Genomic DNA, 26,456 nt, shown 5'->3' with positions numbered 1-26,456 from the left:
CACACATCCCGCCTGTCAGCAATCGTCGGGCCGTCTCGTTCAAGGGGCGCCCGAACGAGACAGGAGCATCGCCATGAAGCACCGCATCGTCGTCCTCGGAGCCGGATACGCCGGGGCCTACGCCGCCGGGAACCTGGCCCGCCGGCTCTCCCCCGCCGACACCGAGATCACCGTCGTCAACGCCTCCCCCGACTTCGTCGAGCGGATGCGGCTGCACCAGCTCGCGAGCGGCCGGGACCTCTCGGTCCGTTCCCTCGCCGACGTCTTCGCGGGGAGCGGGGTGCGGCTCCGCGTGGCGCGCGTCACCGGCATCGACCCCGTGCGCGGAACGGTCTCGGTGGTCCCGGGACCCGACGCGGACGGCGGCGAACTCGCCTACGACACCCTCCTCTACGCCCTCGGCAGCTCCGTGGACCACCACGGGGTGCCCGGCGCGGCCGAGCACGCCCACGACGTGGCCGGCCGGGACTCCGCGCTGCGGCTGCGCGAGCGGCTGGCCGCCCTGGGAGCGGGCGGCACCGTCCTGGTCGTCGGCGAGGGGCTGACCGGCATCGAGACCGCCACCGAGATCGCCGAGTCCCGCCCCGACCTGTCGGTCGCCCTCGCCGCCCGCGGCGAGCTGGGCGCCTGGCTCTCCCCCAAGGCGCGCCGCCACCTGCGCCGGGCCTTCGAGCGGCTCGGCGTCACCGTGCACGAGCACACCGCGGTGGCGGCCGTCGAGCCGGCCCGGGCGGTCACCGCCGGCGGCGCGACCGTACCGGCCGACGTGACGGTGTGGACGGCCGGGTTCGCCGTGCACCCGCTCGCGGCCGCCGCGGGCCTGGAGGTCGCCGGGTCCGGGCGGATCGTCGTCGACCGCACCATGCGCTCGGTCTCGCACCCGAACGTCTACGCCGCCGGCGACTCCGTCCACGCGATCGGCGACAACGGCCGTGTCCTGCCGATGTCCTGCGCGTCGGCCGGCTTCACCACCATGCAGGCGACCGCCGCGATCATCGCGCGCCTCACGGGCGGCGAGGTCCCGACCGTCGGGCTCAGGTACCACGGCAACCACATCAGCCTCGGGCGGCGGGACGCCGTCTTCCAGATGGTGGACGAGGACGCGCGGTCGAAGGACTGGTACCTGGGCGGCCGGACGGCCGCACGGCTCAAGGCGGGCGTGCTGGCCGGCGCCGGCTGGAACATCGCCCACCCGGTCCTCGGCATGCCGAGGCGCAAGCGGCTGGCGGCCACCGCGGCCTCGCCCGACCGGACCGGCGTGCGGGCGGCGGTCTGACCGGTGCCCGCGCCCCGGGACGTCCCGGTACGACGGGGGCGTCGGGGGTGTCCTGTCGATCGGGCCGGATCGGGGAGCCCCCGCGAGCCCGGCATGACCGGCAGGACACCCCCTAGGGTGTTCGCCATGGACAGCACAGCCGTCGCACGCTTCGAGGCCGGTCGGGGGCGGCTGGCCTCGCTCGCCTACCGCCTGCTCGGCTCGGCCGCGGACGCCGAGGACGCCGTACAGGACACCTTCCTGCGCTGGCAGGCCGCGGACCGCGACCGGATCGACGTCCCGGAGGCCTGGCTGACCAGGGTCCTCACCAACCTCTGCCTCGACCGGCTCCGCTCGGCGCACACCCGCCACGAGCGCACGGCCGGCGCCTGGCTGCCCGAGCCGCTCCTCGACGGGGACCCGATGCTCGGCCCCGCCGACACCTTCGAGCAGCGCGAGTCGGTGTCCCTGGCCGTCCTGACCCTCATGGAGCGCCTGTCGCCGGTCGAACGGGCCGTGTACGTCCTGCGCGAGGCCTTCTCGTACAGCCACGCCGAGATCGCCGGGATCCTCGACATCACCGAGTCCGCGAGCCAGCAGCACACCCACCGGGCCCGGGCCCGGGTCGCGGCCGAGCGCCGCGGCGGCGCCGCCGCGCCGGACCCGGCGTCCGCGCGCCGGGTCGTCGAGGAGTTCCTCGCCGCCGCGGTGTCGGGGCGCACCGAGCGTCTCGTGGCGCTGCTCACGGACGACGTGACCGCGGTGTCGGACGGCGCGGGGCTGGCCAAGCGGCTGCTGCGGTTCACGACGCGCGAACGGGTCGCCTCCTTCGTACGGGCCGGATTCCGGCCCACGGAGGCGAAGCGGCGGCTGGCGGGCGGCTCGCCCGCGCTCCACATCGCCGCGGTCAACGGCGCCCCCGCCGTCCTCGCCGTGGTCGACGGACGGGTCGTGGGCGCCGTCGTGTGCGCCGTCAGCGACGGCCGGGTCGCGTCCCTGCACGGGGTCGCGAGCCGGGACCGGCTCACCCGTCTCGACGAGACCTGGCGCCGGAGCGGACCGGGGGTGCCGGTCATCGCCGCCTGGTGACCGCGGGGCGGCGATGACCGCCGGGCCTACTGCCCCAGCCGGTACCTGATCTTCTTCCGGTCGGGGCCGGGCTAGGTGGGGGCGCGAGGGGGCTCAGGGGGCGGGGTGCGGTCAGCGGTAGATCAGGAGTTCCTGCTCCGTCGCGCCCGTCAGTTCGTAGCGGGTCCGTACCAGCGGGCGGCCCGCGTAGATGCGGATCAGGGTCGACGCGTCGCCCTTGAAGGTGGCCGGCGGGCGGCCCTCGATCGCGTTGCCCAGGGAGACCCGGGTCGTCGCCCCGTCCGCCAGGACGCCGACCAGCCGCGGGGTCTCGCGCTTGCGGCTGGTGACCGTCAGGAGGGGGAGCGCGAGCTCCAGCGCGTCGCCGCAGTAGGCGTCCGGTTCGCCGAAGGCCTCCCGCACGTCGCCCGCGTGGACCCACTCCCCGAGCGCCACAGCGTCGAGGCGGCCGTCCTCGCGGGCGGCGATCACCGGGCCCGCCTCCGTCAGGCCGCGTTCCAGTTCGTCGAGGACCCGGCCGAGCGGCCAGTCCTCGCGCTCGGCGACGTCGCAGGCGTTGGCCTCCGGCAGGAACACCCCCTCCTCCAGCCGGTCCTCGACGATCCGGACCAGCGCCGCCCCGCAGTGCGCGAGCACCTGCCGGGCCGTCCAGCCGGGGCAGGCGGTGCGGAGCTCGTACGCCTCCTCCGGCGTGCGGCGCAGGAGCGGCATCAGCAGGTCCCGTTCGGTCCGCAGGAGGCGGTCCGGGAGCCAGGGGTCACGCTCTTCGTCCGTACACATCAGTAGCGGTAGTGGTCCGGCTTGTACGGTCCCTCCACCGGAACCCCGATGTACGAGGCCTGCTCCGGGCGGAGGGTCGTCAGGCGGACGCCGAGGGCGTCGAGGTGGAGGCGGGCGACCTTCTCGTCCAGGTGCTTGGGGAGAGTGTGGACGCCGACGAGGTAGTCGGCCGTCTTCGTGAAGAGCTCGATCTGCGCGAGGGTCTGGTCGGCGAAGGAGTTCGACATCACGAAGGACGGGTGGCCGGTCGCGTTGCCCAGGTTCAGCAGGCGGCCCTCCGACAGGACGATGACGACCTTGCCGTCGGGGTACGTCCAGGTGTGGACCTGCGGCTTGACCTCGTCCTTGACGATGCCGGGGGTCTTGGCGAGGCCGGCCATGTCGATCTCGTTGTCGAAGTGGCCGATGTTGCCGACGATCGCCTGGTGCTTCATGCGGGCGATGTCGGAGGCCATGATGATGTCCTTGTTGCCGGTGGTCGTGATGAAGATGTCCGCCGTCTCCACCACGTCCTCCAGGGTGGCGACCTGGTAGCCGTCCATCGCCGCCTGGAGCGCGCAGATCGGGTCGATCTCGGTGACGATCACCCGGGCGCCCTGGCCGCGCAGGGACTCCGCCGAGCCCTTGCCGACGTCGCCGTAGCCGCAGACCACGGCCGTCTTGCCGCCGATGAGGACGTCGGTGGCGCGGTTGATGCCGTCGACGAGGGAGTGGCGGCAGCCGTACTTGTTGTCGAACTTCGACTTGGTCACGGCGTCGTTCACGTTGATCGCCGGGAAGAGGAGGTCGCCCTCGCGGTGCATCTCGTAGAGGCGGTGGACGCCCGTCGTGGTCTCCTCGGTGACGCCCCGGATGCCGGCGGCGAGGGTCGTCCAGTCGAGGGTGCTGCGCTCCAGGAGGGCCCTCATGACGGCGAGCTCCTCGTTGGCGGGCTCCGGGAGCGCGCCGGTCTTCTGGCGTTCCACGCCCAGGTGGACGAGGGTCGTGGCGTCACCGCCGTCGTCGAGGATCATGTTGGGTCCGTCGGCGTCCGGCCAGGTCAGGGCCTGCTCCGTGCACCACCAGTACTCCTCCAGGGTCTCGCCCTTCCAGGCGAAGACGGGGATGCCGGCGGCGGCGATCGCGGCGGCGGCGTGGTCCTGCGTCGAGTAGATGTTGCACGACACCCAGCGGACCTCCGCGCCCAGCGCGACCAGGGTCTCGATGAGCACGGCGGTCTGCACGGTCATGTGCAGGGAGCCGGTGATCCGCGCACCGGTCAGGGGCCGCGTCGCGGCGTACTCGCGGCGGATGGACATCAGGCCCGGCATCTCGTGCTCCGCCAGGGTGATCTCCTTGCGGCCGAAGGCCGCCAGGGAGAGGTCCGCGACCTTGTGGTCCGTGAAGGTGTCAGACATGGACAACGCTCCTCGCGCTCATGATGGTTCGGTGGATTTCCAGGGCCGCCGTCGACCTGTTCAGCGTGATGTGGTGCAGGCCCGGCGCGCCCTCGTCGAGCAGCCGCAGGCCCATCCGCGTCGCGTGGTCGACGCCGACGCGGTACGCCGCCGCCGGGTCGTCCTTCGCCGCCTCCAGGCGGTGCGCCAGGTCCTCGGGGAAGGCGGCGTCGCTCAGCTCGGCGAAACGCCGGATCTGGCGCACGTCGGTGGCCGGCATGATCTCCGGGATGATCGGGGTGTCGCAGCCCGCGGCCGCGACGCGGTCCCGCAGCCGCAGGTAGTCCTCCGGGTCGAAGAACATCTGGGTGATCGCGTAGTCGGCGCCCGCCCGGCACTTGGCGACGAAGTGCGCGAGGTCCTCCGCCGGGCCGGCCGACCGCGGGTGGCCCTCGGGGAAGGCCGCCACCCCGATCCGGAAGTCGCCCAGCGACCGCACCAGCTCGACGAGTTCGCAGGCGTACGTGAATCCCCCCGGGTGCGGGGTCCACGGGCCGCGCGGATCGCCCGGCGGGTCGCCGCGCAGCACGAGCACGTCCCGCACCCCGGCGTCCGCGTACGCACCGATGACGGCCCGCAGCTCGGCGACGGAGTGGCCGACGGCCGTGAGGTGCGCGACGGGCCGCAGGGTCGTCTCGGCCGCGATCCGCTTCGTCACCCCGATGGTCCGGTCGCGGGACGAGCCGCCCGCGCCGTACGTCACCGAGACGAAGTCCGGTGACAGGGCCTCGACCCGGCGGATCGCCGCCCACAGGGCCTGCTCGCCCCGGTCGGTCTTCGGCGGGAAGAACTCGAAGGAGAAGGTGGGGTCCCCGGGAACCGGGCTCATCTGCGGCCTCCCGCGTTGAAGTAGCTCGCCTCCGGGTGGTGGACGACGATCGCGTCCGTCGACTGCTCGGGGTGCAGCTGGTACTCCTCCGACAGCTCCACGCCGATCCGCTCCGGACGCAGCAGGGCGGCGATCTTGGCCCGGTCCTCCAGGTCGGGGCAGGCCGGGTAGCCGAGCGAGTAGCGGCAGCCCTGGTACTCGGTGCGGAGCATGCCGTCGAGGCCGGCCGGGTCGCTCCCGCCGATGCCCCACTCGGCACGCACCCGGGCGTGCCAGTACTCGGCGAGGGCCTCCGCCAACTGCACGGACAGGCCGTGGAGTTCGAGGTAGTCCCGGTAGGCGTCGGCGGCGAAGAGCCGCGCCGTCTCCTCGCCGATCCGGGAGCCGACGGTGACCACCTGCAGCGCGACGGCGTCGATCTCGCCGGAGTCCTCCGCGCGGTGGAAGTCGGCCAGGCAGAGGCGGCGGCCCCGCTGCTGGCGGGGGAAGGTGAAGCGGGTCCGCTCGCCTCCGTCCTCGTCGAGGACGATCAGGTCGTCGCCCTTGGAGACGCAGGGGAACCAGCCGTAGACGACGGCCGCTTCGAGGAGGTGGTCCGTCTGGAGCCGGTCGAGCCAGGCGCGCAGCCGCGGCCGGCCCTCCGTCTCGATGCTCTCGGCGTCCTTGAGGCCCCACTGGCCCTTGAAGAGGGCGGTCTCGTCCAGCCAGGAGGCGTACTCGGCGAGCCGGATGCCCTTCACCACCCTCGTCCCGAGGAAGGGCGGTTCGGGGACGGGGTTGTCGGTGGCGACGTCGGAGCGGCCGGCCGGCTCGGCCTCCCGCGCTTCCGCGACCGGAGTGGTGGCCCGCGCGGGGACGCGGCGCTGCTTGAGCGGCGGGAGCACCGCGCCGGGGACGCCGCGCTTGACGCCCATGAGGGCGTCCATGAGGCGCAGGCCCTCGAAGGCATCGCGGGCGTAGCGGACCTCACCCTGGTAGATCTCGTGCAGGTCCTGCTCGACGTACGCCCTGGTGAGGGCGGCGCCGCCGAGGATCACGGGGAAGCGCCCGGCGAGACCGCGGCCGTTGAGCTCCTCCAGGTTCTCCTTCATGATCACGGTGGACTTGACCAGGAGGCCGGACATGCCGATGACGTCGGCGGAGTACTCCTCGGCCGCCTCCAGGATCGCGGAGACCGGCTGCTTGATCCCGATGTTGACGACGTTGTAGCCGTTGTTGGACAGGATGATGTCGACGAGGTTCTTGCCGATGTCGTGGACGTCGCCGCGGACGGTGGCCAGCACGATCGTGCCCTTGCCGTCCGCGTCCGACTTCTCCATGTGCGGTTCGAGGTGGGCGACCGCGGTCTTCATGACCTCGGCGGACTGGAGCACGAACGGCAGCTGCATCTGCCCCGAGCCGAACAGCTCACCGACCGTCTTCATGCCGTCCAGCAGGATCTCGTTGACGATCTCCAGCGCGGGGCGGACCGTCAGCGCCTCGTCGAGGTCCGCCTCCAGGCCGTTCTTCTCGCCGTCGACGATCCGCCGCTTCAGCCGCTCGTCCAGCGGCAGGGCGAGGAGCTCCTCGGCCTTCCCGGCCTTCAGCGACTTCGCCGTCGCGCCCTCGAACATCTCCAGGAACCGCTGGAGCGGGTCGTAGCCGTCCCGGCGCCGGTCGTGGATCAGGTCGAGGGCGACCTCCACCTGCTCCGGCTCCAGGCGGGCGATCGGCAGGATCTTCGAGGCGTGCACGATCGCCGAGTCCAGGCCGGCCTTGACGCACTCGTCGAGGAAGACCGAGTTGAGGACGATCCGCGCGGCCGGGTTCAGGCCGAAGGAGATGTTGGACAGGCCCAGGGTCGTCTGCACGTCCGGGTGGCGGCGCTTCAGTTCGCGGATCGCCCCGATCGTGTGGACGCCGTCCCTGCGGGACTCCTCCTGACCGGTGCAGATCGTGAACGTGAGGGTGTCGATCAGGATGTCCGACTCCCTGATCCCCCAGTTCCCGGTGAGGTCGGCGATCAGCCGCTCCGCGACGCCCACCTTCTCCTCGACGGTCCGGGCCTGGCCCGTCTCGTCGATGGTCAGTGCCATCAGCGCCGCCCCGTGCTCCTTCGCGAGCGCCGTGACCTGGGCGAACCGGGAGTCGGGGCCGTCGCCGTCCTCGTAGTTCACCGAGTTCACGACGGCCCGGCCGCCGAGCCTCTCCAGACCGGCCCGCAGCACCCCGACCTCGGTCGAGTCGAGGACGATCGGCAGCGTCGAGGCCGTCGCGAACCGCCCGGCCAGCTCCGTCATGTCGGCGGTGCCGTCCCGGCCCACGTAGTCCACGCACAGGTCGAGCATGTGCGCGCCCTCGCGGATCTGGTCGCGGGCCATCTCGACGCAGTCGTCCCAGCGCCCGTCGAGCATGGCCTCACGGAACTTCTTCGAGCCGTTGGCGTTGGTCCGCTCGCCGATCGCCAGGTACGCGGTGTCCTGCCGGAACGGCACGTGGCCGTACAGCGAGGACGCGCCCGGCTCCGGTTCGGGCCGCCGGTCGAGGACCGCAGCACCCCGCACCCGCTCGACGATCTCCCGCAGGTGCTCCGGGGTCGTGCCGCAGCAGCCGCCGACCAGCGCGGGACCGTACTCGCGGACGAACGCCGCCTGCGCGTCGGCCAGTTCGGTCGGCGACAGCGGGTAGTGCGCGCCGTCCGAGGTGAGGACCGGCAGGCCGGCGTTGGGCATGACCGAGATCGGGACGCGGGCGTGCCGCGACAGGTGCCGCAGGTGCTCGGCCATCTCCGCCGGCCCGGTGGCGCAGTTCAGGCCGATCATGTCGATCCCGAGCGGCTCCAGGGCCGTCAGCGCCGCCCCGATCTCCGATCCCAGCAGCATCGTGCCGGTGGTCTCCACGGTGACCTGCACGATCACCGGGAGGTCCACGCCGATCCGGTCCAGGGCCCGGCGGCCGCCGATGACGGCCGCCTTCGTCTGGAGCAGGTCCTGCGAGGTCTCGATGAGCAGGGCGTCCGCGCCGCCCCGGATCAGGCCCTCGGCGTTCTGCTGGAAGGCGTCCCGGAGCGGCTCGTACGTGACGTGCCCGAGCGTCGGCAGCTTCGTCCCCGGCCCCATGGAGCCCAGGACCCAGCGGGGCCGCCCGTCGGCGGCCGTGTGCGCGTCGGCGGCCGCCCGGGCGATCCGCGCGCCGGCCTCGGACAGCTCGTACACCTGGTGCTCGATGCCGTACTCGGCGAGCGCGGCCAGGTTCGCCCCGAAGGTGTTGGTCTCGACGCAGTCCACGCCCACCGAGAAGTAGGCGTCGTGGACGGAGGCGACGATGTCGGGGCGGGTGAGGTTGAGGATCTCGTTGCAGCCTTCGAGGTCGCGGAAGTCCTCCATGGTCGGGTCGGCGGCCTGGAGCATCGTGCCCATCGCCCCGTCGGCCACCACGACCCGCCGGGCGAACTCCTCCCGCAGGGAACTCCGTACGACGGTCATGTGAGCCCCCTCAGATGCGTGACGAGGGTGGCGGCGCACCCCGCGCCGTACGTCGTCCGGATCCGGTCCATGAGCGGCTCCCGGCGCAGCCGGTGCTCCTGCGTCCCCACGGAGGCGAGGACCGTCGCGGCCACCGCGCAGCCCAGCTGCGCCGCGCACCGCTCCGGCACGCCCCACATCCGGCCCGCGAGGAACCCGGCCCGGAAGCCGTCCCCGACGCCGGTCGGGTCGACGACCGCCGCGACCTCCACGGCCGGCACGGCGAGCGGCTCGCGGCCCTCGCCCCGGATGCGGACGCCCGCGTCCCCGTGGGTGGTGACCCAGGTGCCGACCCGGCGCAGCACGTCCGCCTCGCGCCAGCCCGCCTTCTCCATGAGGAGCGCCGTCTCGTACTCGTTGGTGAAGAGGAACCGCGCCCCGTCCACCAGCTCCCGCACCTGTCCGCCGTCGAGCCGCGCCAACTGCTGCGACGGGTCGGCGGCGAAGGGCATCCCCAGGTCACGGCAGGTGCGGGTGTGCCGCAGCATGGCCTCGGGGTCGTCCGGGGAGACCAGGACCAGTTCCAGCCGGCCGGTGCGCGCGACGACGTCCCGCAGGTCGGTCTCGCGTGCCTCCGCCATCGCCCCCGCGTAGAAGGTGGCGATCTGGTTCTGGTCCCGGTCGGTGGTACAGACGAACCGGGCGGTGTGGAGCGACTCGCTGACCCGCACCGAGTCGGTGTCCACACCGTGGTCCTTCAGCCAGACCCGGTACGGCTCGAAGTCGGCGCCGACCGCGCCCACGAGGACGGGGCGGAGACCGAGGACGCCGAGTCCGAAGGCGATGTTCGCTGCCACTCCGCCGCGCCTGACCTCCAGGTCGTCGGCGAGGAACGACAGGGAGACCCGGTCGAGCCGGTCGGCGAGCAGCTGCTCGCCGAACCGCCCGGGGAAGGTCATCAGATGGTCGGTCGCGATGGATCCCGTGACAGCGATGCGCATGGTCAGACCCCCGCGGCCTTCTTCAGGGCGTCCACGCGGTCCGTGCGCTCCCAGGTGAACTCGGGGAGCTCGCGGCCGAAGTGGCCGTACGCCGCCGTCTTCGCGTAGATCGGCCGCTTGAGGTCCAGGTCGCGGATGATCGCCGCCGGGCGCAGGTCGAAGACGGCGGCGACCGCCTCCTGGATCCGCTCGTCGGGCAGCGCGCCCGTGCCGAAGGTCTCGACGAAGAGCCCGACCGGCTCGGCCTTGCCGATCGCGTACGCCACCTGCACCTCGCAGCGGCGGGCGAGGCCGGCCGCGACGACGTTCTTCGCGACCCAGCGCATCGCGTACGCCGCGGACCGGTCGACCTTCGACGGGTCCTTCCCGGAGAAGGCGCCGCCGCCGTGCCGGGCCATCCCGCCGTACGTGTCGATGATGATCTTCCGGCCGGTGAGTCCGGCGTCGCCCATCGGGCCGCCGACCTCGAAGCGGCCGGTCGGGTTGACCAGGAGCCGGTACCCGTCGCACTCCAGCCCGACGCCCTCCTCGGCGAGCTCCTTCAGGACGTGCTCGACGACGTACTCCCGCACGTCCGGGGTGAGCAGTCCCTCGACGGAGATGTCCGCCGCGTGCTGCGAGGAGACGACGACCGTGTCGAGGCGGACGGCGCGGTCGCCGTCGTACTCGATGGTGACCTGGGTCTTCCCGTCCGGGCGCAGGTACGGCACGGTGCCGTCCCTGCGGACCTCGGTGAGGCGGCGGGAGAGGCGGTGGGCGAGCGCGATCGGCAGCGGCATCAGCTCGGCCGTGTCGTCGCAGGCGTAGCCGAACATCAGGCCCTGGTCGCCGGCGCCCTGCGCGTCGAGCGCGGCGTCCTCTCCCGTCCGGGGGCGCCCCTCCACCCGGGACTCGTACGCGGTGTCCACGCCCTGCGCGATGTCCGGGGACTGGGCGCCGATGGACACCGAGACGCCGCAGGAGGCGCCGTCGAAGCCCTTCGCCGAGGAGTCGTAGCCGATGTCGAGGACGGCCTCGCGCACCAGCTTCGCTATCGGCGCGTACGCCGACGTGGTCACCTCGCCCGCGATGTGCACGAGACCCGTGGTGATCAGGGTCTCCACGGCGACCCGCGAGGACGGGTCCTCGGCGAGCAGGGCGTCGAGGATGGTGTCGCTGATCCGGTCGGCGATCTTGTCGGGGTGTCCTTCGGTCACCGACTCGGAGGTGAAGAGGCGGCGGCTCATGCCTGGGCCTCCACCGGGGTCTTGAAGAAGTGCTGCTCGATGGCGGCGAGGGTACGGATGGACTCGACCTCCAGGGTCTCCATCTGGATCGCGGTGCCGCTCTCCTGCTCCAGGAGGAAGACGAACTCGACGAAGGACAGCGAGTCGATGAGCCGGTTCTCGATGAGGTCGAGGTCGGCGGCGATGTCCTCGCGCTCGGGGTGACGCTCGAGGATCCAGTTCTTCACCGTCTGCAGGCCGTCGGCCATGGTTGCTCTCCTTTAGCTGCTGCTAGCTACTGCTGGATACGTAAGGGGTGGGGGCGACGATCGGCGCGGCCACCGCCACCGCGTAGTCCACGTCGTGGCTGATGGACACGGTGATCTCGGTGATGCCGGACTCCGCGGCCATCTCGGCGGCCGTCCGGTGCAGCTCCACGAGCGGCCAGCCGCCCTCGGAACGCCGCACCACGATGTCCGGCCAGGGCAGGAACCTGCCCCTGACCCGCAGGGTCTTGAAGGCCGCCTCCTTGGCCGCGATCCGACCGCACAGGCTCAGCACGTCGAGCCCGGAGGAGGTGCGGCAGTCGGCGAGCTCGCCGGGGGTGAGCATCCGCTCGAAGAACCGCTCCCCGTACTGGGCGAGGAGCCTGCGGACACGGTTGACGGACACGATGTCCATGCCGAGGTTCGCCCACCCCAGGCCGCCCGCCGGCGGGGCGGCGGGACGGGCCGGCACGTCAGATCACCGGCCCGGCCGCGCCACTCGCACCGGCCCGCAGGCGGGCGTTCGCGTCGAGCACCGCCTCGGTCGCCGCCTCCCAGCCGCCGTGCCGGCGGGTCAGGGCGGACAGCCAGCGTTCGAGGCCGAAGGCGACGCAGCTGGTGAAGGCCGGCCCGCCGGTCGACTCCAGGGCGATGTCGCAGCGGTCGCCGAAGAAGTTCCGGTGCGTGTTGACCGAGGCGATCGCCAGGTCCTCGTACAGGAACTCGTACTTCACCGGGGTGAGCCGCTGGAGCAGGGCCTTCGAGCCGCCCTTGTCGAAGAACGGGTCGCAGGCCGCCTCCTTGCGCAGCGGCAGGTCGAGCGCCGCGGCGAAGGCCCGGATCCGGGTGGTGAAGTCGGCGAGGTGCGCCTCGGCGTGCTCGGGCGTGCCGAGGGCGACGATCTCCCGCATGCGGAAGCCGAGCTGGCGCCGCATGCCCTCGTAGTGGGTCTCCTTGCGGAAGCACCAGGAGCAGATCGTGACGAGGGTGTCGTCGGCGACCCGGGTGCCCCGGTGGTCCAGGTAGACGGCGTAGCAGGACGCCGAGGGCAGTCCGAGGCCGGCCGGTTCGAGGGCGGCGGCCGGCCAGTGCCCGTGCTCGTGGTCGAAGGGGGTCGCGTGGCGGCCCTCCAGGTCGAGCGGGGCGGCGAGGACCGCCTGGTGCGGGAAGTTGTCGTAGTAGTCCAGCTTCGCCAGGTCGGCGGCCGGCAGGAGCGGGGGCATGGTCATCGGGCGGGCGCCCGCGGTCACGCCCCAGCTCTCGAAGGTGTCGTCGAGGAGCCGCAGCAGGCGGGTCCCCTCCGGTCCGAGCGAGGGGAGGCCCCTCGCCGAGCCCACGTGCTCCCCGGTGTGCGCGGGGGTCGTCACGGTCATGGTCTCTTCACCTCTCCGGTGGGAGGTCTGGGGTCCCTCAGACGACGGGCAGGGTGTCGTCGGAGAAGATCCCGGTCTTCAGGAAGAAGGCGAGCGGCTTGCGGATCGCCTTGCGCTCGTGGGGGCGGCGGTTCTCGTCGGCGACCAGCGCGTTGCGCAGGGCCAGCGGGTCGGGGATGCCGGCGTCGCGGTACACGTGGGGGTTGTAGAGGGAGTTGACGCTGTAGACGACGTACCGCTTGAGGTACGCCTCCACCTCGCGGACCCGCTCGGCGCTCACCGCCTGGCACATCCGGCCGTACAGGAGGGAGACCAGCTCGCGCCCGAAGGCGATGTGCCGGGACTCGTCCTGGTGGTGGATGCGGTTGACCTCGCGGATGGTGTGGCAGAGGTCGGTGTCCTTCGCCATCCGGGCGTTGTAGTGGTCGACGAGCTCCTCGAAGAAGAGGATGCGGGTGAAGACGAGGAAGTTCTCGACCTCGGGCTCCCAGGCGGCGTCGGCGCGCATGGCGGTGGAGCCGTAGATCTTGTGGCCGTAGCGCCGGCAGAACTCGGAGAAGAACCACATGTGTTCGTTCTCCTCGCCGATGAAGTGGTGGAAGAAGTCCGAGGGCACCTCGAAGCCGGGCATGTGGATGCGGCCGACGACCTCGATGAGGAGCTCGCGGATGCCGTGCACGTTGAGGCTGTAGAAGTTGATCGACTCCCACTTCGACAGGCGCTGAAGCGTCTCCTCGTCGAGGGTGTCGTAGTGGCGGGTGCCGTAGACGGTGAGCAGCTCCGGGGTCATCCAGAAGCGGTTCTCCTCCAGCGTCTCGGGCCACTGGAAGGTCTGGTACGGGTTGTAGTAGTCCTCGACGGAGCGCTCGCTGAGCCGCTCCAGGACCTCCATGAACCGGTCGGTGACGGGCAGGGGGGCGGTGGCGCCCATGGTGAGCCTCCAGGCTTCGGGTGTTCAGGGCCGGACTTCGTAGACCGCGTTCACCGGGGTCTCGGTGGCACGCCGCCAGCGGGTGAAGCCGGCCTCCTCCGCGATGGCCCGGAAGGCCTTCTCCCCGGAGTGGTTGCCGAGGGCGTGCGGGCCGCGCTGGGCGACCGCGACGGGCAGGCACATGACGGCGGACAGGGCCATGAACATGCGGGCGGCGGGGGTCTGGGTGTCGATGTCCTGCGGGGAGACGTTGGACTCGACGAGCATCCAGGTGCCGTCCGCGTCCAGGGACTTGTGGACGTGCTGGGCGGCGGCGACCGGGTCGCCCATGTCGTGCAGGGCGTTGAAGAAGCAGACCAGGTCGTAGCCGGAGCCCGGGTAGTCGTCGGCTGACGCGACCTCGAAGACGACCCGGTCGGAGAGGCCTGCCTCCTCGGCGAGCTGCCGGGCGATCGCGATGGCCTCCTCCGAGTAGTCGAAGCCGTGGACGGTGGCGTGCGGGAAGGCCTTCGCGATGAGCAGGGTGGTGTGTCCGACGCCGCAGCCGACGTCGGCGACGGTGCCGCCGGCGTCGAGCTTGCCGGTGACCTGGTGGAGGGCGGGCAGCCATGCGGCGACGAGCTTGTGCTCGTACGTGGGCTGGAAGAAGGAGCCCATGCCGGTGTCGAGGGCCGGGTCGTGCTCGGCCCAGCCGACGCCGTCGCCGGTGCGGTACGCCTCCACGAGCAGGTCCTCGGTGGCGTAGAGGGCCTTGAGGGCGGTGAAGAACCCGGCGGCGTACGTGACGGCCTTCGGGTCCGCGAGGACCTCGACGTGGTCGGCGGGGAGCGTGTACGTGAGGGAGCTGGGGTGGCGCTCGACGTAGCCGGCGGACAGCTGGGCGTGCAGCCACTCCTCGACGTACCGCTCGTTCGTGCCGGTCGCCCCGGCGAGCGCGCCGGCGGTGAGCGGGCCCCGCTCGGCCAGCGTCCGGTAGAGGCCGAGACGGTGGCCGAGGGAGACGGTCAGTCCGCGGACGGCGGCTCCGGCGTCGGTGATGACCCTCTGGTGGAAGTCGTGGGCGCTCATGCGGCCTTCTCCTCCTCGTACGTCGGCAGGTCGCACGTGAACAGGAAGGACCGGGGCACCCGGGGGACCGAGCGGGCCGGTACGGGGTAGGGCCAGCGGCCGAAGTCGGCGCCGTCCTCCCCGGGCTGCCGGACCTCGCGGACGGCCCAGCCGCAGTCGGCGAGCAGCTGCTCGGGCTCCTCGGTGCCGAAGAGCCACGGGTTGCCGTCCTCGTCGAGGGCCTTCATGAACCCGCGGGCGAGGGGGTTGTCCAGGGCGGCCTGGGAGATGACGTCGCCGAGGAGCACGGAGCCGGGGGCGGCGTGCGCGGAGAGCGTGGAGATGAGGGTCCGTACGGCCTGCTCCGGCAGGAAGAACAGCAGTCCCTCCACGACCCACAGGACGGGCTCCTCGCTCTTCCAGCCCGCCTCCTTGAGGGGGCCGGTCCAGTCCTGGGTGAGGTCGACGGGGACGGTGACGCGGTCCCGGCCGGCCGGCCGCGGCTCCCGCGCCAGCATCTCGGCCTTGGCCTCCAGGAGGGCCGGGCGGTCGAGTTCGTAGACGGTGACGCCGTCGGGCCAGGGCAGCCGGAAGAAGCGGGTGTCCATGCCGGCGGCGAGGAAGACAACCTGGCGTATGCCCCGCTCCCGCACCGTGTCGACGATGGCGCGGTCGAGGTAGGTGGTACGGATGGCGAGGAACGGCACGGTGCCGCCGCCCGCGTAGCGCTCGAGCAGTTCGAAGCCGATCTCGTCGGCGACGGTGCGCGCGTAGGGATCGGCGAACAGCCGGTCCTCGCGCTCGGTCTCCAGGGCACGCGCGGCGGCGGTCCACTGGGCGGTGCGGGATACGGCCTCCACAGGAGGTCCCCCTTCACTTGGTGGATGGACGGGGCTTGGGCCGGGGCCGGGGGTGCGGGCCGGTCCGGGTGCGGCGGACGGCCGGGTGCACCGGGGTACCCACGGGTGCACCGGGGTACGGACGGCCGTGTTCGGGCCCGACGGACGACGGTCCGTCAGGCGCTCATGGCCGGGACACAGGTCTTGGCCGGTCGCCCGCAGGCGACGGGGTCCTCGGCCGCGGGCATCGACGACAGATGGTCGGCCTCGGAGTCGGCGGGGCGCCGGCGGAAGATGCTGTGCAGGATCATGCTGAACACGGCCGTCCCGTCGGAGGCCACCAGGGTGCACCGCGGCTTGACGGTGCCGGTGGCGGGATGGAACGGCGACGGGGTGGAGCCGAGGATCTCGACGCGCGCGGTGAGGACGTCGCCCGGGCGGACGGGCCGCAGGTAGCGGACCTCGTCGATGCCGGGCGATCCCATACAGGCGCTGTAGGCGAGCAGTCCGTCGACGTAGCGGCGCATGAACATCGCCTGGGTGTGGAACCCGCTCGCGATCAGTCCGCCGAACGGGGACCGCTCCGCCCGCTCGGGGTCCGTGTGGAAGGGCTGCGGATCGAAGCGCCTGCCGAACTCCAGCACCTCCTCCGCCGTGACGGTGACGGTGCCGAGCTCGTGGACGTCGCCGGGCCGGAAGTCCTCGAAGTAGCGCATCCTGCGCCCCCCTTGACCTAGGAGTGGTCTTTCCCTGGCACCCACCAATCTACGAATCAGTCATTTATTTTGTCAACCCAAAAGAAGAAGGGGTGCCAGGGGTGTCAGGGGTGCTCTCCGAGCGCCTGGCGGACGTCGGCCCACAGGTCCTCGACGTCCTCGATGCCCACCGACATCCGCACCAGCCCGGGAGCGATGCCGGCCGCCTCCAGGGCGGCCCCGTCCAGCTCCCGATGGGAGGTGGACGCGGGATGGGTCACGAGGGTCTCCACCCCGCCGAGGGAGAGCGCGAGTTTGGCCACCCGTACGCGCTCGATGAAGGCCCGGCCGGCCTCGCGGCCCCCCGTGAGCTCGAACGACAGCAGCCCGCCGCCGCCGTCCAGCACCGCGCGGGCGCGCGCGTACGAGGGGTGGCCGGCGAGCCACGGGTAGTGGACGGCGCGGACGCGGGGGTGGCCGGCGAGCCGCTCGGCGAGGACGGCGGCGCCGGCGCAGTGGGCGCGCATCCGGAGCGGCAGGGTGGGTATCCCGCGCAGGGTCAGCCATGCGGCGAACGGGTCGGCGCAGGCGCCCAGTTCGACCGTGCGGGGCCAGATCCGGCGGCGCAGCCCGTCGTCGGCGAAGACGGCGGCGCCGCCGAGGACGTCCGAGTGTCCGGAGAGGTACTTGGTGGTGGAGTGCACGACGATGTCCGCGCCGTGCTCCAGGGGCCGGCAGAGCACGGGCGAGGCGAGCGAGTTGTCGACGACGCTCACCACGCCGAGCGCGCGGGCCGCGGCGAGCAGTCCCGGCAGGTCCGGGACCTGCCCGGTGGGGTTGGCGATGGTCTCCAGGACGAGCAGCCGGGTGGCGGGGTGCACGGCGGCCGCCTCGAACTCGGCCGGGTCGTCGCCGGAGATCCGGACGACCTCGATCCCGTACCGCTCGGCCAGGTCGGTGAGGACGGCGTGCGTCCCGCCGTACAGGCAGCGCTGGGCCACCACGCGGTCCCCGGGCCGCAGGAGGGCGAGCAGCACGCCGCTGATCGCCCCCATCCCGGAGGCGAAGGCGAGGGCGCCCGCACCGCCTTCGAGGCCGGCGAGCGTCTGCTCCAGGGCCCGCACGGTGGGGTTGCCGCGGCGGCTGTAGACGGAGGGACCGTCGGGTCCGGCCATGGCGTCGGCGAGCGCCTCGGCCGACTCGAAGGCGAAGGCGGAGGACTGCACGAGGGGTACGGAGAGCGGCCGGCTGCCGTGCGGGAGCGGCTCGTTGACGACATGGACGGCGCGGGTGCCGAGTTCCACGGGGATTCCTTCCTGGGAGGGGAGGCCGAGGCGGATGCCATGGCGGTGCGCGTGCGGGAGCGGCGGGAAGCCGCGTCGGGGCCGGGACACGCCTGAGGGGCCGCCCGACGTCCGGGGGTGGACATCGGGCGGCCCCTCGGGGGCGGGGTCAGGCGGAGACCTTCTCGCCCTCGGGGGCGGGGGCGGGCGCTCCGGCGACGGCCTTGTCGCTCTTCATGACGAGGAGGGTGACGACACCGCCGACCGCGGCGATGATCGCGGCGCCGACGAAGGCGGAGGAGAAGCCGTCCGTCAGCTTCGGCAGGTTGCCGAGCTGGTCGGCGCCCTGGGACAGGGCGACGGCGGTCAGCGCGGCGAGGCCGAGCGCGGAGCCGACGTTGTAGGTGGTGTTGACGATGCCGGAGGCCAGGCCCGCCTGCTCCTGCGGGGCGCCGGACATGGCGGTCATCATCGTCGGGATGTAGGCGAGGGACATGCCGAGCGCGGCCACCAGCGAGGCCGGCAGGACGTCGACGAGGAAGGAGCCGGTGGGCGGGACGGCGGCGAGCCAGACCAGGCCGGCCGCGAGGACAAGCAGGCCGCCGGCGATGAGCGGCTTGGCGCCGACCTTCATCATGAGCCGGGCCGTGATCGCCGTCATGAAGATCATGAGGAGGACGGTCATCGGGAGCAGGGCGGCACCGGACTCGAACGCGCCGAAGCCCAGGACCTGCTGGAGGTACAGGTTGAGGAAGTACCACATCGGGATCCAGGCGGCGCCGAGCAGCGTCATGGCCAGGTTCGCCGAGCCGAGGCGCGGGACGCGCCAGACGCTGAGCGGCATGAGCGGCTCGGCGATGCTCTTCTGGATCACGAAGAAGAGGACCAGGAGGGCGGCGGCGCCGATCAGCTGGACGATGGTGCCGGTGGAGCCCCAGCCCACCTCGGGGGCGCGGACCACGGCGAAGACGGCGAGTGCGAGGCCGGCGGTGACGGCGACGGCGCCCAGGATGTCGACCGAGCCGCGGCGGGACTCGACGTTCGGGAGGAGCTTGGTGGCCGCGAGGGTCGCGAGGCCGATCGGGATGTAGATGATGAAGACCCACTGCCAGCTCATCCACTCGGTGAAGACGCCGCCGAGGAAGACGCCCGCGGTGCCGCCGGCGGGGGCCGCGGCGCCGTAGAGCGCCATCGCCTTGCCGAGCTCCTTCGGGTCGTGCATGAACAGGATCATCAGCAGCGTCATGGCGGAGGGCGCGATGAGCGCGCCGCCGACGCCCTGGACGGCACGGCCGGCGATCTCGACCCAGGCGGTCTGCGCGGCGGCGGCCAGCACCGATCCGGCGATCATGACCGCCCAGCCGGCGACGAAGATCCTGCGGGCTCCGACGAGGTCGGAGAGGCGTCCGCCGAGGAGCAGGAGGCCGCCGAAGACGATCACGTAGGCGTTGAAGATCCACTGGAGCTCGCTCTGCGAGAAGCCCAGGTCCTTCTGCATCTCGGGGAGCGCGACCCCGATGATCGACGTGTCCATGATGACCATGAACTGGGCTGCTGCGAGCACGACAAGTGCCCACCAGCGCCGGGGATTGACGGTTGACATTGCCCTGACCCTTCGCTCGCTTGCGGCCCCCGAGCGGCCCGACCGGGACCCGGGGCATACCCCTAGGGGGTACCTGTGCGGAGCACCGTAGCATACCCATGGGGGGTATGTAAGGGAGAGCGGAGGGCACCGTCCGGAACCCGGCCCGGGCGCGGATCCCGGGCGGGGGAAGCACGGCTTCCACCCGCGACGGCGGGCACAATGCCCCCATGACCGCCCAGGAAGAGCACGACCGACCCGCCACCCCGGACCCCGCGCTCCTCCAGCGCTGGAACGCCACCCTGCGCGCCGCCCGGGCCGGCCACGAGGGCCCCGACCCCGCGCCGTACGGCCGCAACCTGCTGGCCCGGTGGGCCGAGCCGCAGCGCCGCTACCACACGGTCGACCACCTGCGGGCGGTCCTCGACCGCATCGACGAACTCGCCGACCAGGGCGGAGAGGGCGGCGAACTGGAGCTCGTACGCCTGGCCGCCTGGTTCCACGACGCGGTCTACCGGCCCGACCGCTCCGAGAACGAGGAGCGGTCGGCCGTCCTCGCCGAGAAGGCGCTGGCCGAGGCCGGACTCACCCCCCACGAGGTCGCCGAGGTCGCCCGGCTCGTCCGCCTCACGATCACCCACGACCCGGCCCCGGGCGACCTCAACGGCGAGACCCTCTGCGACGCGGACCTCGCGATCCTGGCCACCGGACCGGATACGTACGGGGGGTATACCGCGGCCGTGCGCGAGGAGTACGGCTTCGTCCCCGACGACGCCTTCCGCGAAGGCCGCGCGGCCGTCCTCCGCCACCTCCTGGACCTGCCCCGCCTCTTCCGCACGCCCTACGGGGCGGCGGTCTGGGAGGAGCGGGCACGCGAGAACCTGGAACGCGAACTCGCCGAGCTGACGAGCGCCCCGAAGACGGACTGAGCGGCACCCGCGACGGGGCGCGGCGGAGCGCACGGGCCGGGGGCGCACCCGCGGGGTCCCCGCGCCCCGGCCGCCGCCGTCCGCATGCCGAGATCTCCCCCGCCCCGGGAATGACAGGCACAAACCCCAGGTTGACCCATGTCATGCCGTCTTCCTCCGCCGAGCCCGCCGCACCCGCTCCCGAGCCCTCCGCGCAGGCCTCCCGGTCCGCCGCGGCCGACGCCCGAACCGCCCCCCGCATGCCGCTGGCCGTCTACATCCTCGGCCTGTCCGTCTTCGCGCTCGGCACGAGCGAGTTCATGCTCTCCGGACTGCTGCCGCCCATCGCGGAGGACATGAACGTCTCCATCCCCCGCGCCGGACTGCTCATCTCGGCCTTCGCCATCGGCATGGTCGTCGGCGCGCCGCTGCTCGCCGTCGCCACCCTGCGGCTCCCCCGCAAGACCACCCTCATCGCCCTGATCACCGTCTTCGGCCTCGGCCAGATAGCCGGCGCCCTCGCCACGGACTACGCGGTCCTCTTCGCGTCCCGCGTCGTCAGCGCCCTCGCCTGCGCCGGCTTCTGGGCGGTCGGCGCCGCCGTGGCCATCGCGATGGTCCCGGTCGGCTCCCGCGCCCGCGCCATGGCGGTCATGATCGGCGGCCTCTCCATCGCCAACGTCCTCGGCGTCCCGGCCGGCGCCTTCCTCGGCGAGCACCTCGGCTGGCGCTCCGCGTTCTGGGCCGTCGGCCTCGCCTCCGCGATCGCCCTCGTCGGCGTGGCGACCCGCATCCCCCACATCCCGCTGCCCGAGGCGAAGCCCCGCCTCCGGAGCGAGATCGCGATCTACCGCGACCGCCAGGTGCTCCTCTCGGTCGTGGTCACCGCCCTCGCCGCGGGCGGCGTCTTCTGCGCCTTCTCCTACCTGGCCCCGCTGCTCACCGACGTGTCGGGCCTCGACGAGGCCTGGGTCTCGGGCGTCCTCGCGCTCTTCGGCATCGGCGCCGTGATCGGCACGACGATCGGCGGCCGGGTCGCCGACGCCCACCTCTTCGGCGTCCTGCTCACCGGCATCGCCGCCTCCACGGTCTTCCTGGTCGCCCTGGCCCTGCTCGCGTCCAGCCCGGTCGCCACGATCGTGCTGACCTTCCTGCTCGGCGTCTCCGCCTTCTACACGGCCCCGGCCCTCAACGCCCGCATGTTCAACGTCGCCGGCGCCGCCCCCACCCTCGCGGGCGCCACCACCACCGCCGCCTTCAACCTGGGCAACACGGGCGGCCCCTGGCTCGGCGGCACCGTCATCGACGCGGGCCTCGGCTTCGCCTCGACCGCCTGGGCCGGCGCGGCCATGACGGTCCTCGGCCTCGGTACGGCGGCGGTGGCGCTCAGGCTCCACCGGTCGCCCTCCCGCGTGGTGACCTCGGGCACCCCGCAGAGCGAGAAGGCCGCCGCGCCCACCTCCTGCTGAGGGCGGCGCCCCACCGCGTCCACCTCCCGCCGAGGACCGCGCCCCACCACCGCGTCCACCTCCCGCCGAGGACCGCGCCCCTGCCGCCGCGACATCGCCGGGGCGGCGGGGAATTGCCCTGCGCGCGGCGCCGGCGCCACCGTACGGTGGCGCGATGACGACCCGGATGATCATCCTCAACGGCGGTTCCAGCGCGGGCAAGTCCGGCATCGTACGGTGCCTCCAGGCCGTACTCCCCGAGCCCTGGCTCGCGTTCGGCATCGACGCGCTCGTCGACGCGATGCCCCCCGCGATGCGGGCGGCCGACGACGGCATCGGCTTCGACGCCGACGGCGGGGTGAACGTCGGCGCCTCGTTCCGCGCCCTCGAAGGCGCCTGGGCCCGGGGCCTCGCGGCGACGGCCCGCGCCGGGGCCCGGATCATCGTCGACGACGTCTTCCTGGGCGGCGCCGCCGCCCAGCAACGCTGGCGGAGCGCCGTCGGCGACCTCGACGTGCTCTGGGTCGGCGTCCGCTGCGACCCCGCCGTCGCCGCGGGCCGCGAGACCGCCCGCGGCGACCGGGTCCCCGGCATGGCCGTCCGGCAGGCCGACGTCGTGCACCGGGGCGTGGTCTACGACGTGGAGGTCGACACCACCCGCACCGAGTCGCTGGAGTGCGCCCGCGCCATCGCCGCCCGCGTGCGCTGAGCCCGGGCCCCGCGCCCCGTCCGGCCGCGTCCCACAGGCCCGGCAGGGCGGCTCAGGCGGGTGCCGGCCGGCTCTTCGGGCGCCGGAGGCCCGCCTCCGTGAGGCGCCGCAGCAGCTCCTTCGAGCCGACCTCGACCGCACCGCCGGCCACGGCGTCCGCGTACCGGTCGGAGGGTATGTCGTAGTGGTCCCGCTCGAAGGCGCGCGGAGGGGCGCCGATCGAGGCGGCGAAGGCGTGCAGCTCCTCGAAGGAGACGTCGCTGACCAGGTGCGACCACATGCGTCCGTGCCCAGGCCAGGTGGGCGGGTCGATGTAGAGGGTCACCCGCGGCCACCCTTCGCTCCGGGCCGGCCCGCCGCCGCCGGCCGCCGCGCCGCTCCAGGCCGCCGGGGCGCTCCCGGCCGCCCTCTCATGTCAGGCCGCCCACCGGCGCGACCACCACACCCTGCTTGCCGCACACCCAGTGCGGATCCGGCCCCAGCTCGGGCTCCACGTCCAGGGCGTGCGGATCGCCCGCCGAGCACACCGGGCAGATCGGCCAGCGGCCGTACCGCTCCAGCAGCGCGTCCTGGACGTCCTGGGCGACCAGACCGGCGACGAACGCCCGGCCCTCCGGCCACTGCTCGACCCACCAGCGCCGGTGGGTCACCGCGTCCTCGACCATCGACACCATCTCGGCCGCGGCGACCTCGCGGGCCGCCAGGTCCGCCAGTACCAGGGCGCGAGCGGCGTGCAGCGCCTGCTCCACGGGGTCGATGTCGTCCATTCCCCCATTGTCACCCCCGACGGGCGGCTCGTGAAAAGGCCCAAGGTCCCGGCCCGATCCGGGACCGATGGGGTCTTGTCCCACCCCCCTTCCGAAAGTATCTTTCAGTCGTGACCAATGACGTGAAGGAAATTTTCACGGGCGACGCTCCCCCCGCCCCCGCCGCACTCGCGGCCAAGGTGCGGACCCTCGCGCCGTCCATGACCCGCTCGATGCAGCGGGTCGCCGAAGCCGTCGCCGGAGACCCCGCCGGCTGCGCCGCGCTCACGGTCACCGGCCTCGCCGAACTCACCGGCACCAGCGAGGCGACCGTCGTCCGCACCGCCCGCCTCCTCGGCTACCCCGGCTACCGCGACCTCCGGCTCGCCCTCGCCGGACTCGCCGCCCAGCAGCAGTCCGGCCGCGCGCCCGCCGTCACCGCCGACATCGCCGTCGACGACCCGATCGCCGACGTCGTCGCCAAGCTCGCCTACGACGAGCAGCAGACCCTCGCCGACACCGCCGCCGGACTCGACACCGTCCAGCTCGGCGCCGCCGTCGCCGCCCTGGCCACCGCCCGCCGCGTCGACATCTACGGCGTCGGCGCCTCCGGCCTCGTCGCCCAGGACCTCGGCCAGAAGCTCCTCCGCATCGGCCTCGTCGCCCACGCCCACAGCGACCCGCACCTCGCCGTCACCAACGCCGTGCAGCTCCGCTCCGGCGACGTCGCCCTCGCCATCACCCACTCCGGCTCGACCGGCGACGTCATAGAACCGCTCCGGGTCGCCTTCGACCGGGGCGCCACGACGGTCGCGATCACCGGCCGCCCCGACGGACCGGTCACCCAGTACGCCGACCACGTCCTCACCACCTCGACCGCCCGCGAGAGCGAACTGCGCCCCGCGGCCATGTCGTCCCGCACCAGCCAACTCCTGGTCGTGGACTGTCTGTTCACCTGCGTCACGCAGCGCACGTACGAGACGGCGGCCCCTGCCCTCGCCGCTTCGTACGAAGCCCTGGCGCACCGCCACTCACCCCGCACCCGCTGACGACCACAGCACCGAAAGAGCCGCTCGTGTCTGCTACGTACTCCGAACTCCGCGCCCAGCTGGCCACACTCACCACCGAAGCGTTCCGTCCGGAACTGGCCGAGATCGACCAGCTCCCCACCGCCGAGATCGCCGCGCTGATGAACGGCGAGGACGCCACCGTCCCCGCCGCCGTCGCCCGGCAGCTCCCGGCCATCTCCGCCGCCATCGACGCCACCGCCGAGCGGATGGCCCGCGGCGGACGCCTCGTCTACATGGGCGCCGGCACCGCGGGCCGCCTCGGCGTCCTCGACGCCAGCGAATGCCCGCCCACCTTCAACACCGACCCCAGCGAGGTCGTCGGCCTCATCGCCGGCGGTCCGTCCGCCATGGTCAAGGCCGTCGAGGGGGCGGAGGACTCCAAGGAGCTCGCCGCCGAGGACCTCGCCGCACTCGGCGTCACCGCCGACGACACCGTCGTCGGCATCTCCGCCTCCGGCCGCACCCCGTACGCCATCGGCGCCGTCGAGCACGCCCGCGCGCGCGGCGCGCTCACCATCGGCCTCTCCTGCAACGAGGACAGCGCGCTCGCCGCCGCCGCCGAGCACGGCATCGAGGTCGTCCCCGGCCCCGAACTGCTCACCGGCTCGACCCGCCTCAAGGCCGGCACCGCCCAGAAGCTCGTCCTCAACATGATCTCGACGATCACCATGATCCGGCTCGGCAAGACCTACGGAAACCTCATGGTCGACGTCCGCGCCTCCAACGAGAAGCTCCAGGCCCGCTCGCGGCGGATCGTCGCCCTGGCCACCGGCGCCCCGGACGAGCAGATCGAGACCGCCCTCGCCGCCGCCGACGGGGAGGTGAAGAACGCCATCCTCATGATCCTCGCCGACGTCGACGCCCCCGAGGCCGCCGAACGGCTCACGCTCTCCCGGGGCCACCTGCGCGCGGCGCTGCACGCGCCCGGACCCGCCACCCCGTAACCCCCCCTCGGGGGCGCACCACCCGCCGGACGCCCCCTCCCCCAGAGGCACCCCTCACAGCAAGGCACCACCGCACCATGAGCACAGACGACAAGAACCGCGCCATCGCCGCCGCGATCCTCCCCCTCGTCGGCGGCGCCGAGAACATCGGCTCCGTGGCCCACTGCATGACCCGCCTCCGGCTGGGTCTGCGCGACCGCTCGCTCGTCCAGGACGAGGCCCTCAAGGCACTGCCCGCCGTGATGGGCGTGGTGGAGGACGACACCTACCAGATCGTCCTCGGCCCGGGCACCGTCGCCCGCGTGACCCCGGAGATCGAGGCCCTGGTGGCGGAGGCGCCGAAGCCGACGCAGGCGGCGGACGACCTCGCGGCCCAGGGCGCGGCCCTGAAGGCGGCGCAGAAGGCGAAGAACGCCACCCCGTTCAAGCTCTTCCTCCGCCGGATCGCGAACATCTTCGTCCCGCTGATCCCCGCGCTCATCGGCTGCGGCATCATCGCCGGCCTCAACGGCCTGCTGGTCAACCTCGGCTGGCTGCCGGGCGTCACCCCGGCGCTCGCCGCGATGGCCAGCGGCTTCATGGCGCTCATCGCGGTCTTCGTCGGCTACAACACGGCGAAGGAGTTCGGCGGCACGGCGATCCTCGGCGGCGCGGTCGCGGCGATCATCGTCTTCCCCGGCGTCGCCAAGATCGACGCCTTCGGCCAGACGCTCTCCCCCGGCCAGGGCGGCGTCCTCGGCGCGCTCGGCGCGGCGCTCCTCGCCGTGTACGTGGAGAAGTGGTGCCGCCGCTGGGTGCCGGAGGCCCTCGACGTCCTGGTCACCCCCACCCTGACGGTCCTCGTCTCCGGCCTCGTCACGATCTTCGGCCTGATGTTCGTGGCCGGCGAGGTCTCCACCGCCATCGGCGAGTTCGCCGACTGGCTCCTCGCGAACGCGGGCGCCGGAGCGGGCTTCCTCCTCGGCGGACTGTTCCTGCCGCTGGTGATGCTGGGCCTGCACCAGGCCCTCATCCCGATCCACACGACGCTCATCGAGCAGCAGGGCTACACGGCGCTGCTCCCCATCCTCGCGATGGCGGGCGCCGGCCAGGTCGGTGCGGCGATGGCCGTCTACCTGAAGCTCCCGCGCAACGGCTCGATCCGGCGCACGATCAAGTCGGCCCTCCCCGCCGGGTTCCTGGGCGTCGGCGAGCCCCTCATCTACGGCGTCTCGCTCCCCCTCGGCCGGCCGTTCGTCACGGCCTGCGTCGGCGGGGCGTTCGGCGGCGGCGTCATCGGTCTGTTCAGCATGCTGGGCGACACGGTCGGCTCGACGGCCATCGGCCCCTCGGGCTGGGCCCTCTTCCCCCTCCTCGACGGCAACAAGGGCCTCGGCGAGACGATCGCGATCTACGCGGGCGGCCTGATCGCCGGATACGTGGCGGGCTTCGTGGCGACCTACTTCTGGGGCTTCAGCAAGGAGCTCCTGGAGGAGTTCGACGTGGAGACCGAGCAGCCCGAGGTGACCGTGGCGCAGGGCGGCCCGGCGCCGGAGCGCGAGCCGGAGCCCGCGAAGGTCTGAGGCGCGGCACACCTG

General features: G+C 72.9%; 25 protein-coding genes. 8 read left to right on the top strand and 17 right to left on the bottom strand.

What is annotated here, in order from left to right; translation table 11 throughout:
* Positions 1-73 precede the first annotated feature (73 nt).
* Together ACF09E_RS21585 and ACF09E_RS21580 are read left to right on the top strand one after the other, a co-directional pair.
* Positions 74-1,276: an NAD(P)/FAD-dependent oxidoreductase gene (locus ACF09E_RS21585; protein WP_392206568.1), complete on the top strand. Its 1,203-nt coding sequence runs from the start codon at positions 74-76 to the stop codon at positions 1,274-1,276.
* A gap of 126 nt (positions 1,277-1,402) precedes the next feature.
* A complete protein-coding gene (locus tag ACF09E_RS21580) occupies positions 1,403-2,344 on the top strand; it encodes a sigma-70 family RNA polymerase sigma factor (protein ID WP_392206567.1) in 942 nt (313 codons plus the stop codon).
* Between the two features lie 111 nt (positions 2,345-2,455).
* Here ACF09E_RS21580 and ACF09E_RS21575 read toward each other — a convergent pair whose 3' ends face one another.
* The 15 genes from ACF09E_RS21575 to ACF09E_RS21505 all read right to left on the bottom strand — a co-directional run bounded on the left by ACF09E_RS21575 (position 2,456) and on the right by ACF09E_RS21505 (position 19,075).
* Positions 2,456-3,124, bottom strand: a complete 669-nt coding sequence (locus ACF09E_RS21575; RefSeq protein ID WP_392206566.1) for a maleylpyruvate isomerase family mycothiol-dependent enzyme — start codon at positions 3,122-3,124, stop codon at positions 2,456-2,458.
* On the bottom strand, positions 3,124-4,521 hold the full coding sequence (ahcY, locus tag ACF09E_RS21570; protein ID WP_392206565.1) for an adenosylhomocysteinase: 1,398 nt from the start codon (positions 4,519-4,521) through the stop codon (positions 3,124-3,126). The genes ACF09E_RS21575 and ahcY overlap by 1 nt, the downstream gene beginning before the upstream one ends.
* Complete coding sequence (metF, locus tag ACF09E_RS21565; protein WP_392206564.1) at positions 4,514-5,389, bottom strand: methylenetetrahydrofolate reductase [NAD(P)H]; 876 nt, start codon at positions 5,387-5,389, stop codon at positions 4,514-4,516. Before metF ends, ahcY begins: the two co-directional genes overlap by 8 nt.
* Complete coding sequence (gene metH / locus ACF09E_RS21560; protein ID WP_392206563.1) at positions 5,386-8,853, bottom strand: methionine synthase; 3,468 nt, start codon at positions 8,851-8,853, stop codon at positions 5,386-5,388. Before metH ends, metF begins: the two co-directional genes overlap by 4 nt.
* Positions 8,850-9,833, bottom strand: coding sequence for a carbohydrate kinase family protein (locus tag ACF09E_RS21555; protein WP_392206562.1), 984 nt, complete (start codon positions 9,831-9,833; stop codon positions 8,850-8,852). Before ACF09E_RS21555 ends, metH begins: the two co-directional genes overlap by 4 nt.
* 2 nt (positions 9,834-9,835) lie before the next feature.
* Complete coding sequence (gene metK / locus ACF09E_RS21550; protein WP_392206561.1) at positions 9,836-11,059, bottom strand: methionine adenosyltransferase; 1,224 nt, start codon at positions 11,057-11,059, stop codon at positions 9,836-9,838.
* Entirely contained in the window at positions 11,056-11,307 is a 252-nt protein-coding gene (locus ACF09E_RS21545) for a phosphopantetheine-binding protein (RefSeq protein ID WP_392206560.1), read from the bottom strand. The genes metK and ACF09E_RS21545 overlap by 4 nt, the downstream gene beginning before the upstream one ends.
* Positions 11,308-11,329: 22 nt before the next feature.
* Positions 11,330-11,776 (bottom strand): holo-ACP synthase, encoded by a 447-nt coding sequence (gene acpS / locus ACF09E_RS21540; protein WP_392206559.1) that lies wholly within the window; start codon positions 11,774-11,776, stop codon positions 11,330-11,332.
* A 1-nt stretch (position 11,777) separates the two neighbouring features.
* Positions 11,778-12,677, bottom strand: a complete 900-nt coding sequence (locus ACF09E_RS21535; RefSeq protein WP_392206558.1) for a hypothetical protein — start codon at positions 12,675-12,677, stop codon at positions 11,778-11,780.
* Positions 12,678-12,714: 37 nt separating this feature from the next.
* Positions 12,715-13,608 carry a diiron oxygenase gene (locus ACF09E_RS21530; protein WP_392206557.1) on the bottom strand — a complete coding sequence of 298 codons (894 nt, stop codon included), beginning with the start codon at positions 13,606-13,608 and terminating at the stop codon, positions 12,715-12,717.
* A gap of 24 nt (positions 13,609-13,632) precedes the next feature.
* Positions 13,633-14,676: a class I SAM-dependent methyltransferase gene (locus ACF09E_RS21525; RefSeq protein WP_392206556.1), complete on the bottom strand. Its 1,044-nt coding sequence runs from the start codon at positions 14,674-14,676 to the stop codon at positions 13,633-13,635.
* Positions 14,673-15,515 carry a class I SAM-dependent methyltransferase gene (locus ACF09E_RS21520; RefSeq protein WP_392206555.1) on the bottom strand — a complete coding sequence of 281 codons (843 nt, stop codon included), beginning with the start codon at positions 15,513-15,515 and terminating at the stop codon, positions 14,673-14,675. Before ACF09E_RS21520 ends, ACF09E_RS21525 begins: the two co-directional genes overlap by 4 nt.
* Positions 15,516-15,670: 155 nt before the next feature.
* Positions 15,671-16,210, bottom strand: a complete 540-nt coding sequence (locus tag ACF09E_RS21515; protein WP_392206554.1) for a MaoC family dehydratase — start codon at positions 16,208-16,210, stop codon at positions 15,671-15,673.
* A gap of 104 nt (positions 16,211-16,314) precedes the next feature.
* Entirely contained in the window at positions 16,315-17,493 is a 1,179-nt protein-coding gene (locus tag ACF09E_RS21510) for a trans-sulfuration enzyme family protein (RefSeq protein WP_392206553.1), read from the bottom strand.
* 148 nt (positions 17,494-17,641) lie between these two features.
* Positions 17,642-19,075 (bottom strand): MFS transporter, encoded by a 1,434-nt coding sequence (locus ACF09E_RS21505; RefSeq protein WP_392206552.1) that lies wholly within the window; start codon positions 19,073-19,075, stop codon positions 17,642-17,644.
* A gap of 209 nt (positions 19,076-19,284) precedes the next feature.
* On the opposite strand from ACF09E_RS21505, the gene ACF09E_RS21500 reads away from it, so the two are divergent.
* The 3 genes from ACF09E_RS21500 to cpt all read left to right on the top strand — a co-directional run bounded on the left by ACF09E_RS21500 (position 19,285) and on the right by cpt (position 22,119).
* Positions 19,285-19,983: a hypothetical protein gene (locus ACF09E_RS21500; RefSeq protein WP_392206551.1), complete on the top strand. Its 699-nt coding sequence runs from the start codon at positions 19,285-19,287 to the stop codon at positions 19,981-19,983.
* Positions 19,984-20,222: 239 nt separating this feature from the next.
* Positions 20,223-21,431, top strand: coding sequence for a Cmx/CmrA family chloramphenicol efflux MFS transporter (locus ACF09E_RS21495; protein ID WP_392206729.1), 1,209 nt, complete (start codon positions 20,223-20,225; stop codon positions 21,429-21,431).
* A 166-nt stretch (positions 21,432-21,597) separates the two neighbouring features.
* Positions 21,598-22,119 (top strand): chloramphenicol phosphotransferase CPT, encoded by a 522-nt coding sequence (gene cpt / locus ACF09E_RS21490; protein WP_392206728.1) that lies wholly within the window; start codon positions 21,598-21,600, stop codon positions 22,117-22,119.
* Between the two features lie 52 nt (positions 22,120-22,171).
* On the opposite strand, the gene ACF09E_RS21485 is transcribed toward cpt, so the two are convergent.
* Positions 22,172-22,444 carry a DUF4031 domain-containing protein gene (locus ACF09E_RS21485; protein WP_361849180.1) on the bottom strand — a complete coding sequence of 91 codons (273 nt, stop codon included), beginning with the start codon at positions 22,442-22,444 and terminating at the stop codon, positions 22,172-22,174.
* 85 nt (positions 22,445-22,529) lie between these two features.
* Positions 22,530-22,886, bottom strand: coding sequence for a hypothetical protein (locus ACF09E_RS21480; protein WP_361849183.1), 357 nt, complete (start codon positions 22,884-22,886; stop codon positions 22,530-22,532).
* A gap of 110 nt (positions 22,887-22,996) precedes the next feature.
* On the opposite strand from ACF09E_RS21480, the gene ACF09E_RS21475 reads away from it, so the two are divergent.
* From ACF09E_RS21475 to ACF09E_RS21465, 3 genes are all read left to right on the top strand, one after another.
* Positions 22,997-23,914, top strand: coding sequence for a MurR/RpiR family transcriptional regulator (locus ACF09E_RS21475; protein WP_392206550.1), 918 nt, complete (start codon positions 22,997-22,999; stop codon positions 23,912-23,914).
* A gap of 26 nt (positions 23,915-23,940) precedes the next feature.
* Positions 23,941-24,879 carry an N-acetylmuramic acid 6-phosphate etherase gene (gene murQ, locus ACF09E_RS21470; RefSeq protein WP_392206549.1) on the top strand — a complete coding sequence of 313 codons (939 nt, stop codon included), beginning with the start codon at positions 23,941-23,943 and terminating at the stop codon, positions 24,877-24,879.
* A 77-nt stretch (positions 24,880-24,956) separates the two neighbouring features.
* Positions 24,957-26,441 carry a PTS transporter subunit EIIC gene (locus ACF09E_RS21465; RefSeq protein ID WP_392046809.1) on the top strand — a complete coding sequence of 495 codons (1,485 nt, stop codon included), beginning with the start codon at positions 24,957-24,959 and terminating at the stop codon, positions 26,439-26,441.
* The last annotated feature ends 15 nt before the right edge of the window (positions 26,442-26,456 follow it).

The organism is Streptomyces sp. NPDC014891 (assembly GCF_043081085.1).
Lineage (GTDB): Bacteria > Actinomycetota > Actinomycetes > Streptomycetales > Streptomycetaceae > Streptomyces.
This window is presented reverse-complemented; position numbering and strand designations above follow the sequence as displayed.

Bases quoted from the DNA above. Each gene is read 5' to 3' on its own strand.
- metF (WP_392206564.1), bottom strand. From the start codon at position 5,389: ATGAGCCCGGTTCCCGGGGACCCCACCTTCTCCTTCGAGTTCTTCCCG.
- ACF09E_RS21530 (WP_392206557.1), bottom strand. From the start codon at position 13,608: ATGGGCGCCACCGCCCCCCTGCCCGTCACCGACCGGTTCATGGAGGTC.
- metH (WP_392206563.1), bottom strand. From the start codon at position 8,853: ATGACCGTCGTACGGAGTTCCCTGCGGGAGGAGTTCGCCCGGCGGGTC.
- ACF09E_RS21500 (WP_392206551.1), top strand. From the start codon at position 19,285: ATGACCGCCCAGGAAGAGCACGACCGACCCGCCACCCCGGACCCCGCG.
- ACF09E_RS21480 (WP_361849183.1), bottom strand. From the start codon at position 22,886: ATGGACGACATCGACCCCGTGGAGCAGGCGCTGCACGCCGCTCGCGCC.
- cpt (WP_392206728.1), top strand. From the start codon at position 21,598: ATGATCATCCTCAACGGCGGTTCCAGCGCGGGCAAGTCCGGCATCGTA.
- metK (WP_392206561.1), bottom strand. From the start codon at position 11,059: ATGAGCCGCCGCCTCTTCACCTCCGAGTCGGTGACCGAAGGACACCCC.
- ACF09E_RS21505 (WP_392206552.1), bottom strand. From the start codon at position 19,075: ATGTCAACCGTCAATCCCCGGCGCTGGTGGGCACTTGTCGTGCTCGCA.
- ACF09E_RS21525 (WP_392206556.1), bottom strand. From the start codon at position 14,676: ATGAGCGCCCACGACTTCCACCAGAGGGTCATCACCGACGCCGGAGCC.
- ACF09E_RS21580 (WP_392206567.1), top strand. From the start codon at position 1,403: ATGGACAGCACAGCCGTCGCACGCTTCGAGGCCGGTCGGGGGCGGCTG.
- ACF09E_RS21575 (WP_392206566.1), bottom strand. From the start codon at position 3,124: ATGTGTACGGACGAAGAGCGTGACCCCTGGCTCCCGGACCGCCTCCTG.
- ACF09E_RS21555 (WP_392206562.1), bottom strand. From the start codon at position 9,833: ATGCGCATCGCTGTCACGGGATCCATCGCGACCGACCATCTGATGACC.
- ACF09E_RS21465 (WP_392046809.1), top strand. From the start codon at position 24,957: ATGAGCACAGACGACAAGAACCGCGCCATCGCCGCCGCGATCCTCCCC.
- ACF09E_RS21545 (WP_392206560.1), bottom strand. From the start codon at position 11,307: ATGGCCGACGGCCTGCAGACGGTGAAGAACTGGATCCTCGAGCGTCAC.
- ACF09E_RS21535 (WP_392206558.1), bottom strand. From the start codon at position 12,677: ATGACCGTGACGACCCCCGCGCACACCGGGGAGCACGTGGGCTCGGCG.
- ahcY (WP_392206565.1), bottom strand. From the start codon at position 4,521: ATGTCTGACACCTTCACGGACCACAAGGTCGCGGACCTCTCCCTGGCG.
- ACF09E_RS21585 (WP_392206568.1), top strand. From the start codon at position 74: ATGAAGCACCGCATCGTCGTCCTCGGAGCCGGATACGCCGGGGCCTAC.
- ACF09E_RS21495 (WP_392206729.1), top strand. From the start codon at position 20,223: ATGCCGCTGGCCGTCTACATCCTCGGCCTGTCCGTCTTCGCGCTCGGC.
- ACF09E_RS21515 (WP_392206554.1), bottom strand. From the start codon at position 16,210: ATGCGCTACTTCGAGGACTTCCGGCCCGGCGACGTCCACGAGCTCGGC.